We start from the raw sequence: 13,675 nt of genomic DNA, 5'->3' as shown, positions 1-13,675 counted from the left end.
TCTTTTTTATGCTTATAATTCTCAAAACTATACTCATCTTTCTCTTTATCAATTTTGGTAATGGAATTATTGCGGGTAAACTTCTAAAAATCAAAAATCAGAGTTTTACAATCATTTCTCTTTTAGGAATTCTAAGCGTTACATTTTTACAAACAATCTTGGCTTTTTTCTTACCATTGAATTTTTATATAGAAATTACATTTTTAATTTCCGGAGTTTTTGGTTTCCTATTATTTTTAAAAGAAAAAGAATTTACTTACTTTGAATTCAGGAAAAATATCAATTTTTGGTTTTACTTTTTTATAGTATTAGTTTTTTTTGTCGGGTCTTTTTCGTCTTACCTTTATGATCATTACAGTTATTATATTCCAACCGTTACATTTATCAGAGAAATTGGTTTCATCAAAGGTATTGCAAACGTCGACTTGCTTTTAAGTCAATCATCCTTTTGGCACCTTTATCAAGCAGGGTTTTCAAATTTAACTGATGAATTTCTGAGAGTTAATGTTTATTTGTTAATCTTATTTTTGATATATACCTATGAAAGAAGACAATGGCTTTTGTTTCTTTTTATTCCATTTTTTTTAATTTTTATTCAGCAACCAAGCCCGGATTTACCAACATTTATAATTTCTTTAATTGTTCTGAATGAATTATTAAATAATACCAACAGAAAAGTACTTTTATACATTTCAATATTTGTATTTTGTATCAAGCCGACAATGTTTTGGTTACCATTGCTGATTGTTTTAGAAAGTATTTACCAAAGAAATTTCAAATTTCAAATGTTGATTCCAATTTTGGCTTTTGGAAGTTTATTTGTTTTCAAAAATATCTGGCTTTTCGGATTTCCTGTTTTTCCTGTTTCAGCTTTTGATTTTAATTTGCCTTGGAAGCCGAGTCAGGAGATTTTGACTTATTCCTCACAAATTGGATTGATGAAATCTTATGATATGCATTATTCTTACCAGCAGATTATAGATTTTAATCTCTGGGAAAGAATTTATCATTGGTTTACGATTGGATTGAAATCAGTTTTCAATTTCGCAATTATATTAAGTGTTTTCATTTTAGGATTTTTAGCTTTTAGCAGAAAAGAAAAATTCTACTTATTACTTTTTATTTCCATTTTATTTAAATTCATTTTGATAATTGTCTTCTCAGCACAATATCGATTTTTTATTGATGTCTATTTAATTGTGATATTTCTGATTTTCAAAAATATTTCCGAAGAAAAAACGGTCTTTGTTTCTGTCTTTTTATCCATTTTTATTTCCATCATTTTCAGTTTGCCGGGTTTTGTAAAAGCCAAATTTCATATGGGAAAATGGTTGTCAGGTTTCCAAGTTTCGCAATTGATAAAACCAACTGAATTCAAATCAGAAAATCCTAAATCCTATCAGTTAGGAAACCTGAAATTTAATACCACGAAAGACTTAATTTATAAAACTCAATTTCCAGCAATGTCACTTTATTGGTTAAAAACATATCAATATTATAATGTTTTTCCGCAGATTTCAGATGATGGATTTATCCAAAAGAAATTAAATGAAAAAGAGAAAATAGAACTCAACGAAATTATCAATGACTTGGAAAGTTCCAAACCATAATTCCTTTAAAAAATCTCTATCTTTGAGTCTAAATTTTAGTTATGCCCGATTTTTTACATCCCGATAAAGACAATTATTCTGATGACGATTTGATTCAGGAAGAAAAAATCCGACCGCAGAGTTTCAGAGATTTTGCGGGGCAAAGAAAAACGCTTGATAACCTTGAGGTTTTCGTGGCAGCAGCTAAAAATCGTGGAAGTGCTTTAGATCATGTTCTTCTACACGGTCCACCAGGATTAGGTAAAACGACTTTATCGCATATTATTGCCAATGAGTTGGGCGTTAACTGTAAAATTACATCGGGTCCGGTTCTGGATAAACCAGGAAGTTTGGCTGGATTACTCACCAATCTTGAAGAAAATGATGTTCTTTTCATTGATGAAATCCATCGTCTGTCTCCAATTGTAGAAGAATATCTGTATTCTGCAATGGAGGATTATAAGATTGATATTATGTTGGAAACCGGTCCCAATGCCCGTTCTGTACAAATTGGTCTTAATCCATTTACATTGATTGGTGCTACCACAAGGAGCGGAATGCTTACCAAACCAATGCTCGCAAGATTCGGAATACAAAGCCGATTGGAATATTATACGATTGAACTTCTCGGAATGATTATCGAAAGAAGTGCGCGTGTTTTAGGTGTGAAAATCTATGAAGATGCAGCGCTCGAAATCGCGAGAAGAAGTCGAGGAACACCTAGAATTGCGAATGCGCTTTTGCGTAGAGTTCGTGACTTTGCCGAAATCAAAGGCAATGGAGAAATCGAAATAGAAATCACAAAATTCGCATTGAATTCTCTCAACGTTGATGAGTTCGGCTTAGATGATATGGATAACAAAATTATGCGTGTGATGATAGAAAATTTCCGAGGGAAACCAGTCGGGATTTCTGCATTGGCAACTTCTATTGGAGAGAATCCGGAAACTTTGGAAGAAGTTTACGAGCCTTTTTTGATTCAGGAAGGTTTTATTATTAGAACTCCGAGAGGACGAGAAGTGACTGATAAAGCTTACAAACATTTGAATATTTCCAGACCGAAAAATCTGGGAGAGCTTTTTTAATAATTTTCGAAATTAATCATTCATCATAATGTTCATTCCAAAAATATATAAATCCGAAGACCAAGAATTGATGAAGAAAATCATCAGTGAAAATGCTTTTGCTCTTTTAATTTCGGATAAAGAAAAACTATCGGCAACACATTCTATGTTCTTGTTGAATGAAAAGGGAAAAGATTTTTTTCTTGAAACTCATATTTCTAAAGCCAATTTTCAAGCAAAAACTTTGAAAGATGGCGATGAGGTTTTGTGTGATTTCTTAGGTGCCCATTCTTACATTTCGTCATCTTGGTATGAGAAAACCAATGTTTCTACTTGGAATTATGAAGCGGTTCAAATCCGTGGAAAAGTAAAAGTGATGACGGATGAAGAGCTTTATCAACATTTGGAAAAGCTTACTCTCAAATATGAAAAAGTTCAGAGATGTCCAATGTTTGTTGAAAATATGGGCGATGAATTTGTAAAAAAAGAAATGAAAGGTGCTTTCGGGATCAATATTTATCCGACGGAAATCTTTATAGCAAATAAATTAAGTCAAAATAGAAACGATAGTGATTTTGAAAATATTATTCTTAATTTAGGGCAATCAGATTTTGCAAACGATAAAAAAATTGCAGAGTTGATGACGGAGAATCGAGGTTTGATTTAACAACTCTATGAAAGAAAAACAAAATATTTATGAAACTCTATCCAATCCAATGTGGAAAATTTAAACTTGATGGCGGCGCGATGTTCGGCGTTGTTCCAAAAACGCTTTGGGAAAAAACCAATCCAGCTGACGAAAAAAACCTCATCGAATTAGGAACACGTTCTCTATTGGTAGAAGACGGTAAAAAATTAATACTGATTGATTGTGGACTTGGAGATAAACAAGATGAGAAATTCTTCGGACATTACTCACTTTGGGGTGATGATACATTAGACAAAAATTTAAAAAAATTCGGATTTGTAAGAGAAGATATTACGGATGTTTTTTTGACACATCTTCATTTTGATCATTGTGGTGGTGCTGTAGAATGGAATGATGATAAATCAGGATACAGACCAGCGTTCAAAAATGCAAATTTCTGGACGAATGAAAATCATTGGAAATGGGCTACTGAACCTAATCCTAGAGAAAAAGCGAGTTTTCTAAAAGAAAATATTTTCCCTTTGGAAGAAAGCGGGCAACTGAATTTCCTGTCATTACCAACAACCGGTAATTATGGATTTGCTCCCGATTTGAAAATGGATGTTATTTTTGTTGATGGACACACGGAAAAACAAATGCTTCCTGTTCTTCAATATCAGGAAAAAACCATTGTTTTTGCAGCAGATTTGATTCCGACAGCTGGACATATTCCGCAAGTTTATGTGATGGGTTACGATACAAGACCATTATTGACATTGGAAGAGAAGGGTAAATTTTTGAAACAATGTGTGGACAATGATTACCTGTTGTTTTTTGAACACGATGCTCATAACGAATTGGCAAGCTTGAAAATGACAGAAAGAGGTGTTAAATTAGATCAGACTTATAGTTTTAATGAAGTTTTTGGATATTAAATAAATTATGGAAATACAAGATATAAATCAAAATCAAGAAGAAGATGTTCCCATACCCAAGATTATTGGATTAACGGGCGGAATTGGTTCCGGAAAAACATCGGTCGCAAAATTATTGGAGGAAAAAGGTTTTCCTGTTTATTATTCGGACGATGAGGCGAAAAATATTGTCAACAAAGATTTAGCTTTAAAGGGAAAAATCATTGAGCTTTTGGGTAAAGAAGCTTATGTTGATGGAATTTATAATAGAAAATATGTTGCGGAAAAAGTCTTTAATAATTCTGAACTATTAGAACAATTAAATCATTTGATTCATCCAGCCGTAAGAATTGATTTTGAAAGCTGGGTCACTTCCCAGAATTCTGAATTCGTTTTCAAAGAAACAGCTCTTCTCTTCGAACTGAAATTAAATCAGCAATGTTATAAGTCTCTTTTGATTACGGCAGATGATAATCTCAGAATTAAAAGAACGATGGATAGAGATGGTAAAACTTATCGAGAAGTAGAAGCTGTGATGCAAAAGCAAATGCCTGAAAAAGAGAAATGTAAATTGGCCGATTATATCATTTATAATAACTCTGATTTCGAAAGCCTGAAAGTGGCAACAGAAGCTTTTATAGACGAACTTAAATAAGAATTTAATTTGTAAAAAATAAAACCCCGAATATTATTCGGGGTTTTCTATTGATAGAATTTTTGATTAATTCTTGATGAATTTAGATTGAGATTTCTCTCCGTTAGATTCTATAGTTAAGATGTAAACACCTTTTGTCAGCTTAGAAACATTTACTTTTCCGTCTGTTGTTCCTTGGTTTACCAATTGTCCACCTACAGAGTAGATCTCGAATTTAGTTTTAGAAGATACATTAGAGATGTTAATAACGTCTGTCGCAGGGTTTGGATAAACGCTGATATTATTTTTCTTAACATCAGTAACTGCTAATGATTGCGCAATATTTAAACTATAATCTTCAACTTGCCCGTAAGTAGATGTACCACAAGGAGTCGCATTTGGTGAGATTGAAGAATCTTGTAAACGAACTCTCATTCTTGTTTTTCCAGCTAAGGCAGTTGCAGGAATCGTAATATTACCTGTCCAAGGTGATGTTTTTTTACTTGTTACCAAAACTTGTTCACCAGCATCTGTAAAGTCTCCATCTTGGTTAAAATCAATCCAAACCAAAACTTGGTCATCTGCGTATGATGTTCCGGTAAATGATGAAGAGAACGTATAAGATTGTCCCGCATTTACATTTCCTGTAACAGTAGTAAAGTCTTCATATCCTGTAGTAGAAGTAGAATTGTTGTTGATGCCTGCAAAAGTTACATTAGATAACTTTTCAAAACTTGTAGAAGTCGCACCAGCTGTACAATATTCTATTCCTTTTGTACTGAAGTCTGCAGTTGCATAAGTTCCAACTGTTCCGCTGCAGATTGTTGCAACACTTACGTTATAAGCTGTATTAAGTGTTAGTCCAGAAATAGTGTAAGTATTGGTTGTAAGATTATTTACCTCTGTCCAATTGGTGTCAGCTGCTTTTTTGTATCTCAAGATATAAGTTGCATTAGCAACGGCATCCCAGTCGATCTTAGCGCCAGTTTGCGTAATGCTGCTAGCTGCAAGTCCTGCTGGTGCTGTTCCGTCACAGTTTACCATAGCTGAAACTGTTACTTTACCAACCGCATAGAATACGTTATCAATAGCAGAAACTCTTACTGTAACTACAGAGTTTGTAGGAATCCCAGCGAAGCTTATGTTTTCTGTTCCATCATTAGCCGTAGAAGCAGATAGAACAGTCCAGTTTGCACCGTTATCTGTTGTATAATCTATTTTAACATTAGAAACACTGTAAGGAGCAGCTGCTGTGTTGGCTACATCCCAAGTAAATGCCCCTGGAGCATTGTTGTAAACTTTTGTTGCAGTCACTTTGAAAGGTCCGTCATTACCTACAGTAATTGTTTGTGAACCAATCTGAGTCTGTTGCTGTTTTACATCAGGATTATTGTCTCTTACAAGAACTCTAAAATTCATAGTTCTTGCTACGTTAGAAACAGCTTCCCAATCTGATGCGCTGGATAAAGTACCGTTCAAGACACTGCTTAATTTAGGGAAATATCTATAAGGCAATGCAGAACCTGTTAAAGATCTGAACTTTGGACCAGCGGTATTGTTTCCTGTAACGGATGTCACTGCAGATGTGGATCTGTCATATTCTTCCCAAGTGTAAGTAATAGGATCGTTTTCTGCATCTGTTGCTGAAGCTGTTAAAACAAAAGCAGTTCCTTTTGGAATTGTTCTGTTTATTAATGTAGCAACAACTGGCGGATTGTTTGTGATAGCTGTACTTACATCACAGTTTTGACCATTCACATAAGTTTGAACTTGTTCTATACTTCTTACGTGGAAGTAAGCGTCTGAATGGGCTTGTACGTCGTAAGATGTAATTCCTGCATAACCCATAATTGTAGATCCGGAACCAGGCTCCATATGAGCAGTATTATTTGGTGCAGAATGGATGCCGTGTGAGAAAGTATGATCAGCTCCAAATTGGTGACCCATCTCGTGTGCTACATAATCAATATCGAAATTATCGCCTTCTGGTCCACCTGATCCAGGGGAAGTGAATGCTGATCCTTTAGCTTCTTCATCAGAATTACTGGATGGATTTCTACAAACATTGCCAACATCACCTGCGCTACCACCGCCACCAGATCTTCCGAATAAGTGACCGATATCGTAAGCAGCATTTCCGATAACAGAAGTTAAAGTTTGCTGGATCTCAAGATTCCATGCTCCTGATGCTCCCGAAGAAGCCGGTGAATATGGATCTGTGTTTGGGTCGGTATAAATTAATTGAGGAAGATCAAGAACATTCAAATGAATAGCAAAGTCCTTTTCGAAAACACCATTTACCCTGGTCATCGTAGCATTGATTGCTGCAGCAGCTTGAGGAACTCCTCCGAAATACTGTGTGTATTCTCCCGTTACAGAAATAGCTAATCTGTAAGTTCTGTATTTTTTATCACTAGCTTTATTGAACTCGGTAACACTATGTGTGAAATCTGTTGATTTGGATAAAGCATCCATTTGCTTTTTACTAAGGAAAGATTCTGATGTCTTACATTCAAAAGCCTTTCCCTCTGTCGGTTTGTTAGTTTTTGGAAAAACACCGTAAACCGTTTTTTCTTTGTTTTGTGGCTCGATGAACTCATATTGTCCATTTCTGAACATCATCCCCTGCAAATCATAAGGAGAAATACTGAATCTCACATAAACCGTAGGATCATCTACTTTAACACCAGTATAGGAGCCTAATTGATAACGGTCAGCCATAGCTTTGTCAACAACAGGTAAGCTATAAACTGCAAACCTTTCAATCTTACCATCTAGGGTTGGTAAATTGATAATGACTGCCTTGCTGTTTTTTCCTGTTTCCTGAGCATTTACCAACTGAGATCTTATAGCATCAAGATCTAATGAATAATAGTTAGTTACCTTTGTGTCGCGCAACTTTTCTCCTTTCATAGATGCAGGACTCCACTGTGCATATACACCTGTAATCAAACCCAATGAAAAAAGAGTAGTAAAGATTTTCTTCATACTTTTAAATTTAATGAAATCAAATGTATGGGTTTTTTTTGACTTTATGGTAACAAAAAAGCATCAAAATTGTTGATGCTTAATTTTATTTTCGTTATTAATGATAATAATATATCAATATCACTATTTCTTGGTAACCATTCTATATAAAAATAGTAAAAGAACAGATCCTCCAATGGCTAATAGCCAACTTCTAGGACTCCAGAAAGAATCTACATCTCCCCAACCTAGAACATAAGTTCCAATGGCTCCACCCAGGAATGAGCCTATAATCCCAATAATAATTGTTACAACCCATCCGCCAGGATCATTTCCTGGATGAATAGCTTTTGCGATTGCTCCGGCAATAAGACCGAAAATAATCCAAGTTAAAATACCCATAGTTTTGATTTTTTAATGTTAATATAAATGTGATTTGTTATCTCTTTTTGAAGAACGAATTTACAAATTCCATACCATTAAAAATCTGAAGATCCTGGATTTTTTCCCCTACACCAATATATTTCACTGGAATCTGAAACTGGTCTGATATACCTATTACAACGCCACCTTTAGCTGTTCCGTCTAGTTTTGTTACCGCCAAAGCTGTTACTTCTGTAGCTGCCGTAAATTGTTTTGCCTGCTCAAAAGCATTCTGACCTGTAGAACCATCTAAAACCAATAAAACTTCGTGAGGTGCATCAGGAAGTACCTTTTGCATCACACGTTTTATTTTAGAAAGTTCGTTCATTAGATTGATTTTATTATGTAATCTTCCTGCAGTATCTATTATTACAACATCTGCATTTTGAGCAACCGCGGACTGAACGGTATCAAAAGCAACAGAAGCAGGATCGGATCCCATCTCTTGTTTTACAATCGGAACGCCAACTCTCTCACTCCAGATTACCAATTGGTCAACCGCTGCAGCACGGAAAGTATCGGCAGCGCCCAGAACTACTTTCAACCCTTGAGATTTGAATTGATGAGCCAGTTTTCCAATAGTTGTAGTTTTTCCAACACCATTCACGCCAACAACCATTATCACATAAGGTTTCTTACTGGTGTCGATGTTGTCTGTGTCCAAATGAGGATTGTCCAAAAGAAGACCTGTGATTTCTTCACGAAGAATATTGTCCAATTCACTTACATTAACGTATTTGTCTCTTGCAACGCGGTCTTCTATTCTTTTGATGATTTTGATTGTAGTTTCAGCACCAACATCCGATGCGATAAGTACTTCTTCCAAATCATCCAGAACTTCATCATCTACTGTGTTTTTACCAACAACAGCTCTGGAAATTTTATCGAAAAAACCTTGGCTCGATTTTTCCAAACCTTTGTCAAGCGTTTCTTTATCTTCTTTTTTGAATATTTTTTTAAACCAACTCATTTGATATATAAATGATTAATGATAATCGTTAACTAATTATCGAAAACAAAGATAACAAAAAAACTACCCTAAAAAGAGTAGTTTCTATATTGTATTCGTGTGATGGATTATTTTTTCAAAAATCCTTCAACTTCGTCAGCGTTCATTACTTTTTCTTCAAAAACGTAAGCATCTGATTTAGAAGACTTAACCATTTTGATTACTTTTGTCATTTTTTTTGAACCAGCTCCACCTTGAAGTGTTGCTACTACTTTCTTTGCCATTGTAAAATATTTTTATAAATTACTTAATTTCTTTGTGAACAGTATATTTCTTAAGAACCGGATTGAATTTTTTAAGCTCCAATCTTTCTGTAGTGTTCTTTTTATTTTTTGTAGTAATGTATCTTGACATTCCCGCTACACCGCTTTCCTTATGCTCAGTACATTCTAGAATTACCTGAACTCTGTTACCTTTTTTAGCCATTACTTAGTAGTGTTTTTAATGTATCCGTTTCTAGCTGCTCTTTCGATAGCTTCTTCAATACCAATCTTGTTGATGATTCTCAATCCGTGAGCAGAAACCTTAAGGGTTACTGACTTTTCTTGCTCAGGAAGGAAAAATTTCTTCTCTAGCAAGTTAATTTCAAAACGTCTTTTCGTTTTGTTATTAGCGTGGGAAACATTGTTTCCTACCATTGCACGCTTACCTGTTATTTGGCAAATTCTTGACATATCTCGATGTTCTTTTGACTAATGAATATTTGAGAGTGCAAAATAAAGGATTATTTTTCAGTTAGGCAAATTATTTCAAAAATAATTCTTAAAAATTAATATTACATCTGGAATAAAAAAAACACTAACCTAATTATTTGATTTTGAGATGGCTATTAGTTTTCAATGAAAAATTTGACATTCTCCAAAGGATTTCCCGGCATTGCAATTTTTCCTTTGATAAGGATAGGACATTGTATTAATTCGGGGTTGAGAGCGATGACTTCAAGGGCTTGCTCATCATTTATAGTTTCTGATTCTGAGAAATATTTTTTGAATAATTCTGTAGAGTGTCTTAGAATTCTGCTGGGTTGTTTATTGAGTTTTTTGAATAATGTTCTGAGCTCAAACAAACTTAAAGGATCTTTCTTAATATCAATGATTTGAAATTTGATATCATTCTCGTCCAGATATTCCAGAATAGCTTTGGATTTGGGACAGCTGTTATTATGAATTACTTTTATCATGATGCTTTAAAGTTAAATTTTGGCTAACGTAATTTTCGGATTGCAAAAATTATTTCACCAAAAAATAATTTAAAACAAACCGTTCAGTTCTGCATCTATTCTTTCCAGAATATACCCAAAATCTTCAGGTCTTTCTACGAAATCCAGATGGTCTACATCTATAACAAGAAGTTTGCCTTCTTTGTAATTTTCTATCCAGCTTTGGTATTTGTTATTCAGTTTTGATAAGTAATCTATACTGATTCCAGCTTCGTATTCTCTTCCTCTTTTGGAGATTTGTCGTACTAAAGTAGGGACATCTGCTCTAAGATAAATTAGCAAATCCGGTGCCGAAACAAAGTCTTTCATCAATGTAAAAACTGATAAATAATTGTTAAAATCACGCTCGGAAAGTAAATTCATTTCAGCTAAGTTTTCAGCAAAAATATGTGCGTCCTCATAGATGGTTCTGTCTTGGATGACGTTTTTTCCACTTTCACGGATTTCCTTCACTTGACGGAATCTGCTTCCTAAGAAATAAATCTGCAACGCAAAACTCCATTTGGACATATCGCCATAAAAATCATCCAAATAAGGATTGTGATCTACATCTTCAAATTGCGCTTCCCAATTGTAATGTTTTGATAACATTGTAGTTAGTGTTGTTTTTCCGGCGCCAATATTTCCTGTAACAGCGATATGCATTTTCGTTATAATTGATAAGTTATGGTTGATAAATGATAGTGTTGAAAGCTGAAACTTCGAAATCAATTATGATTTATCAATTATCATTTATTTGTCTGTAAAGATAAAGTTTGTCCTTTATGAGTGCCAAAAATCCAGCGTTATTTTTATCCACAATTTTTGCATTGAGATTTTGAAAAATCTCGATCAGGTTTTTGCCATCGAATTTTTTGACACTTTGGTTTTCAAATATCAAAATATCATCATTGTTTCTTCGGAGTTTTCTGGCATTGATAATAGTCGCAGAATAGAGCAGGGTAGCTCTGGTGTTATAAACTTCTAAAATATTTTCCCTAAGGATATATACCTTATTATTATAGACTAAAAAATCCTGCAGAGACTGAAGGTTAATATTGAAAGGGAATGAATTAATTACAGAATTGCTTCGGAAATTGTATTGAAAAAGTGTTTTGTTGCTATCATCTATTAGCCACGCAAATTGTAAATCTTCTGCATAAACGGCTTTTATAAAACCGAAAGTTGAACTTAGATTGATTTTCTGGATTTCATTCAGGTTTTGATCGAGGAATTTTATTTCCTGAGCATTTTCTGAAAACATGACAATATTAAGAGGATTGGTAACACTTTGGATTTTATATGGAAAAGTCATTAACAACTTTCCCAGTTGTGCTCCCACAGAATCGTATTTGGTAAGACTGAAATCTTTCTTCTTATATATATAGATGTTGCCGTAGTCATCTCCTAAAACTTCTTGAATATCTCTCAATTGTAAAGAATCGAATCCAATTTTTTTCTGAGAAAAAGTTAGAATCGAAGTTAATATTAATATGAAAGATAATAATCTCAATAGGTTGTTTTAAGGCTTAGTTTCCTTTTAATGTAATGATAACATCTTTTGTGAACGCTTTGTTCTGGTTGTAAGTAGCGTCACAAATAGAGGTAGAAACGTTATAGCTTCCTTTATCTACCATGATGTAATTTTGTCCATTGGCCGGAACGGATAAGTTATAGAATTTTTTTCCACTTATTTTGATGACAAGAACACATTTGGATTTGTTGACAAACTGTACAATTGCCTCTTTTTTGTTAGGGTCGTTATTGAAAAGACTTGTCAGAACTGCGGCGGTGTTTTTTGCTTGTTCAGAAGGCTGTCCTTTTGCAGCTGTTGTTCCAACTTTGGATGTTTTCTCGATTTTATTTTCGGTCATTGCTGTTACTGTTGGCTTAGCCACTGCGGAACTCCCTCCATATTTTAGGGATAATGCTCTTTGTTTTAACTCTGGAACAGCAGGATGCTTAGGATTGTTACGGATGAAATTTTCTACAACGGCTCTGTCTGTGGTTGATTTGGCTTCGAAAACGCTTTGTGAGAAAACGGAAAGAGAAACTAGAAAAAACAAAAGTAAAAATATCTTCTTCATTATATATAGGATTCTGATTTTAATTGAAACGTAAAAATAAATTAAATCTTGTGAAATGGTATGAAAATTAGATTAAAAATTAATTAGATTTTTCACCGAATTTGAAAAAAATGCCACAATGTTCTAATTTTATTAAGATTGTTTTTTGGTGCTCAATATTTTTATAAAAATCACTATATTTGCACGCTGAAAAACATGAAGGAGGTAAAATAAAATTAAAATAAAAAAATAATCAATATTATGTCTTACACACCAGTAGCTGCAGACGTAGCAAAACTAAGAAACACGACAGGTGCAGGAATGATGGACTGCAAAAAAGCTTTAGTAGAAGCTGAGGGAGATTTCGAAAAAGCAATCGACATCCTTAGAAAAAAAGGACAAAAAGTGGCTGCTAACAGAGCAGACAGAGATTCTTCTGAAGGTGCAGTTATTGCAAGAGTAAATGAGGATAACACTTTAGGTGTTGTGATCTCTTTGAACTGTGAAACTGATTTCGTTGCTAAAAACGAAGCATTCATCGAGTTGGCTTATGAATTAGCTGAAATGGCAATTTTTGCTGCTACTAAAGAGGAATTATTGGCTACAGATTTCCACGGAATGACTGTTGCTGACAAATTAATCGAGCAAACAGGTGTTATCGGTGAGAAAATCGAGATAGGAGCATTCGAAAGAATTGAAGGGCCTTTCTTGGGCGCTTATATCCACGCTGGAAATAAGATTGCTGCAATCACTTCTCTTTCTGCTAAGGCTGAAGGTGCTGATGAGGCTGCAAAAGCGGTTTCTATGCAAGTTGCTGCAATGAACCCAATTGCTCTTGACGAAAATGCGGTTTCTCAGGAAACTATCGATAAAGAATTGGAAATCGAAAGACATAAACTAACAGAAGAAGGTAAGCCTGCAAACATTATCGACAATATCTTGAAAGGTAAAATGCAGAGATTCTACAAAGACAACACTTTGGTACACCAAGATTTCATCAAGGATTCTAGCATGTCAGTTGCTGATTATGTAAAATCTGTGAATGCAGATCTTAAAGTAACAGGTTTTGTAAGAGTTGCTCTTGCTTAATCTTAGTACTTAAATCATAATTTAAAATCCTGCTATATTTTGTAGCAGGATTTTTTGTTATGAAATTTCGGAGTAAATTTGCAATCCATATTAT

General features: G+C 34.2%; 16 protein-coding genes. 6 read left to right on the top strand and 10 right to left on the bottom strand.

Annotated elements, in window-relative coordinates; translation table 11 throughout:
- The first annotated feature begins 8 nt into the window (after positions 1-8).
- From KI430_RS18115 to coaE, 5 genes are read left to right on the top strand one after another with little or no spacing between them, the layout of a single operon-like run.
- Positions 9-1,610: an LIC_10190 family membrane protein gene (locus KI430_RS18115; RefSeq protein WP_410744652.1), complete on the top strand. Its 1,602-nt coding sequence runs from the start codon at positions 9-11 to the stop codon at positions 1,608-1,610.
- 41 nt (positions 1,611-1,651) lie between these two features.
- Positions 1,652-2,674, top strand: a complete 1,023-nt coding sequence (gene ruvB, locus KI430_RS09700; RefSeq protein WP_248874326.1) for a Holliday junction branch migration DNA helicase RuvB — start codon at positions 1,652-1,654, stop codon at positions 2,672-2,674.
- Between the two features lie 28 nt (positions 2,675-2,702).
- Positions 2,703-3,320, top strand: a complete 618-nt coding sequence (locus tag KI430_RS09695) for an FMN-binding negative transcriptional regulator (protein ID WP_248874324.1) — start codon at positions 2,703-2,705, stop codon at positions 3,318-3,320.
- A 29-nt stretch (positions 3,321-3,349) separates the two neighbouring features.
- Positions 3,350-4,216 carry an MBL fold metallo-hydrolase gene (locus tag KI430_RS09690; RefSeq protein ID WP_248874322.1) on the top strand — a complete coding sequence of 289 codons (867 nt, stop codon included), beginning with the start codon at positions 3,350-3,352 and terminating at the stop codon, positions 4,214-4,216.
- A 52-nt stretch (positions 4,217-4,268) separates the two neighbouring features.
- Positions 4,269-4,850: a dephospho-CoA kinase gene (gene coaE, locus KI430_RS09685; RefSeq protein ID WP_248878294.1), complete on the top strand. Its 582-nt coding sequence runs from the start codon at positions 4,269-4,271 to the stop codon at positions 4,848-4,850.
- A 66-nt stretch (positions 4,851-4,916) separates the two neighbouring features.
- On the opposite strand, the gene KI430_RS09680 is transcribed toward coaE, so the two are convergent.
- The 10 genes from KI430_RS09680 to KI430_RS09635 all read right to left on the bottom strand — a co-directional run bounded on the left by KI430_RS09680 (position 4,917) and on the right by KI430_RS09635 (position 12,513).
- Positions 4,917-7,817 (bottom strand): reprolysin-like metallopeptidase, encoded by a 2,901-nt coding sequence (locus tag KI430_RS09680; protein WP_248874320.1) that lies wholly within the window; start codon positions 7,815-7,817, stop codon positions 4,917-4,919.
- A 123-nt stretch (positions 7,818-7,940) separates the two neighbouring features.
- A complete protein-coding gene (locus tag KI430_RS09675) occupies positions 7,941-8,198 on the bottom strand; it encodes a GlsB/YeaQ/YmgE family stress response membrane protein (protein WP_248874318.1) in 258 nt (85 codons plus the stop codon).
- A gap of 37 nt (positions 8,199-8,235) precedes the next feature.
- Positions 8,236-9,189, bottom strand: a complete 954-nt coding sequence (gene ftsY, locus KI430_RS09670; RefSeq protein WP_248874316.1) for a signal recognition particle-docking protein FtsY — start codon at positions 9,187-9,189, stop codon at positions 8,236-8,238.
- 107 nt (positions 9,190-9,296) lie between these two features.
- On the bottom strand, positions 9,297-9,452 hold the full coding sequence (locus KI430_RS09665; protein ID WP_074232947.1) for a DUF4295 family protein: 156 nt from the start codon (positions 9,450-9,452) through the stop codon (positions 9,297-9,299).
- A gap of 19 nt (positions 9,453-9,471) precedes the next feature.
- The gene (gene rpmG / locus KI430_RS09660; protein ID WP_027384735.1) at positions 9,472-9,654 is read right to left on the bottom strand and encodes a 50S ribosomal protein L33; all 183 of its coding nucleotides are present in this window, start codon (positions 9,652-9,654) and stop codon (positions 9,472-9,474) included.
- Positions 9,654-9,902: a 50S ribosomal protein L28 gene (gene rpmB, locus KI430_RS09655; RefSeq protein ID WP_074232948.1), complete on the bottom strand. Its 249-nt coding sequence runs from the start codon at positions 9,900-9,902 to the stop codon at positions 9,654-9,656. The genes rpmG and rpmB overlap by 1 nt, the downstream gene beginning before the upstream one ends.
- Positions 9,903-10,057: 155 nt before the next feature.
- Positions 10,058-10,408 (bottom strand): arsenate reductase family protein, encoded by a 351-nt coding sequence (locus tag KI430_RS09650; protein ID WP_248874314.1) that lies wholly within the window; start codon positions 10,406-10,408, stop codon positions 10,058-10,060.
- Positions 10,409-10,477: 69 nt separating this feature from the next.
- Complete coding sequence (locus tag KI430_RS09645; protein WP_248874312.1) at positions 10,478-11,092, bottom strand: deoxynucleoside kinase; 615 nt, start codon at positions 11,090-11,092, stop codon at positions 10,478-10,480.
- A gap of 76 nt (positions 11,093-11,168) precedes the next feature.
- Complete coding sequence (locus tag KI430_RS09640; RefSeq protein WP_248874311.1) at positions 11,169-11,939, bottom strand: hypothetical protein; 771 nt, start codon at positions 11,937-11,939, stop codon at positions 11,169-11,171.
- 16 nt (positions 11,940-11,955) lie between these two features.
- A complete protein-coding gene (locus tag KI430_RS09635; protein WP_248874309.1) occupies positions 11,956-12,513 on the bottom strand; it encodes a DUF6759 domain-containing protein in 558 nt (185 codons plus the stop codon).
- A gap of 240 nt (positions 12,514-12,753) precedes the next feature.
- Here KI430_RS09635 and tsf point away from each other — a divergent pair, with 240 nt between their 5' ends.
- Entirely contained in the window at positions 12,754-13,581 is an 828-nt protein-coding gene (gene tsf / locus KI430_RS09630) for a translation elongation factor Ts (RefSeq protein WP_074232953.1), read from the top strand.
- Positions 13,582-13,675: the final 94 nt, after the last annotated feature.

Origin of the sequence: Epilithonimonas zeae, from assembly GCF_023278365.1 — a bacterium.
GTDB classification, from domain to species: domain Bacteria; phylum Bacteroidota; class Bacteroidia; order Flavobacteriales; family Weeksellaceae; genus Epilithonimonas; species Epilithonimonas zeae_A.
The sequence above is the reverse complement of the archived record's forward strand: the minus strand, read 5'-3'. Positions and strand labels throughout refer to the sequence as shown.

Excerpts from the sequence above, each read along its gene's own strand:
- KI430_RS18115 (WP_410744652.1), top strand. The coding sequence starts at position 9 with ATGCTTATAATTCTCAAAACTATACTCATCTTTCTCTTTATCAATTTT.
- ruvB (WP_248874326.1), top strand. The coding sequence starts at position 1,652 with ATGCCCGATTTTTTACATCCCGATAAAGACAATTATTCTGATGACGAT.
- KI430_RS09695 (WP_248874324.1), top strand. The coding sequence starts at position 2,703 with ATGTTCATTCCAAAAATATATAAATCCGAAGACCAAGAATTGATGAAG.
- KI430_RS09690 (WP_248874322.1), top strand. The coding sequence starts at position 3,350 with ATGAAACTCTATCCAATCCAATGTGGAAAATTTAAACTTGATGGCGGC.
- KI430_RS09680 (WP_248874320.1), bottom strand. The coding sequence starts at position 7,817 with ATGAAGAAAATCTTTACTACTCTTTTTTCATTGGGTTTGATTACAGGT.
- KI430_RS09675 (WP_248874318.1), bottom strand. The coding sequence starts at position 8,198 with ATGGGTATTTTAACTTGGATTATTTTCGGTCTTATTGCCGGAGCAATC.
- ftsY (WP_248874316.1), bottom strand. The coding sequence starts at position 9,189 with ATGAGTTGGTTTAAAAAAATATTCAAAAAAGAAGATAAAGAAACGCTT.
- KI430_RS09665 (WP_074232947.1), bottom strand. The coding sequence starts at position 9,452 with ATGGCAAAGAAAGTAGTAGCAACACTTCAAGGTGGAGCTGGTTCAAAA.
- rpmG (WP_027384735.1), bottom strand. The coding sequence starts at position 9,654 with ATGGCTAAAAAAGGTAACAGAGTTCAGGTAATTCTAGAATGTACTGAG.
- rpmB (WP_074232948.1), bottom strand. The coding sequence starts at position 9,902 with ATGTCAAGAATTTGCCAAATAACAGGTAAGCGTGCAATGGTAGGAAAC.
- KI430_RS09650 (WP_248874314.1), bottom strand. The coding sequence starts at position 10,408 with ATGATAAAAGTAATTCATAATAACAGCTGTCCCAAATCCAAAGCTATT.
- KI430_RS09645 (WP_248874312.1), bottom strand. The coding sequence starts at position 11,092 with ATGCATATCGCTGTTACAGGAAATATTGGCGCCGGAAAAACAACACTA.
- KI430_RS09635 (WP_248874309.1), bottom strand. The coding sequence starts at position 12,513 with ATGAAGAAGATATTTTTACTTTTGTTTTTTCTAGTTTCTCTTTCCGTT.
- tsf (WP_074232953.1), top strand. The coding sequence starts at position 12,754 with ATGTCTTACACACCAGTAGCTGCAGACGTAGCAAAACTAAGAAACACG.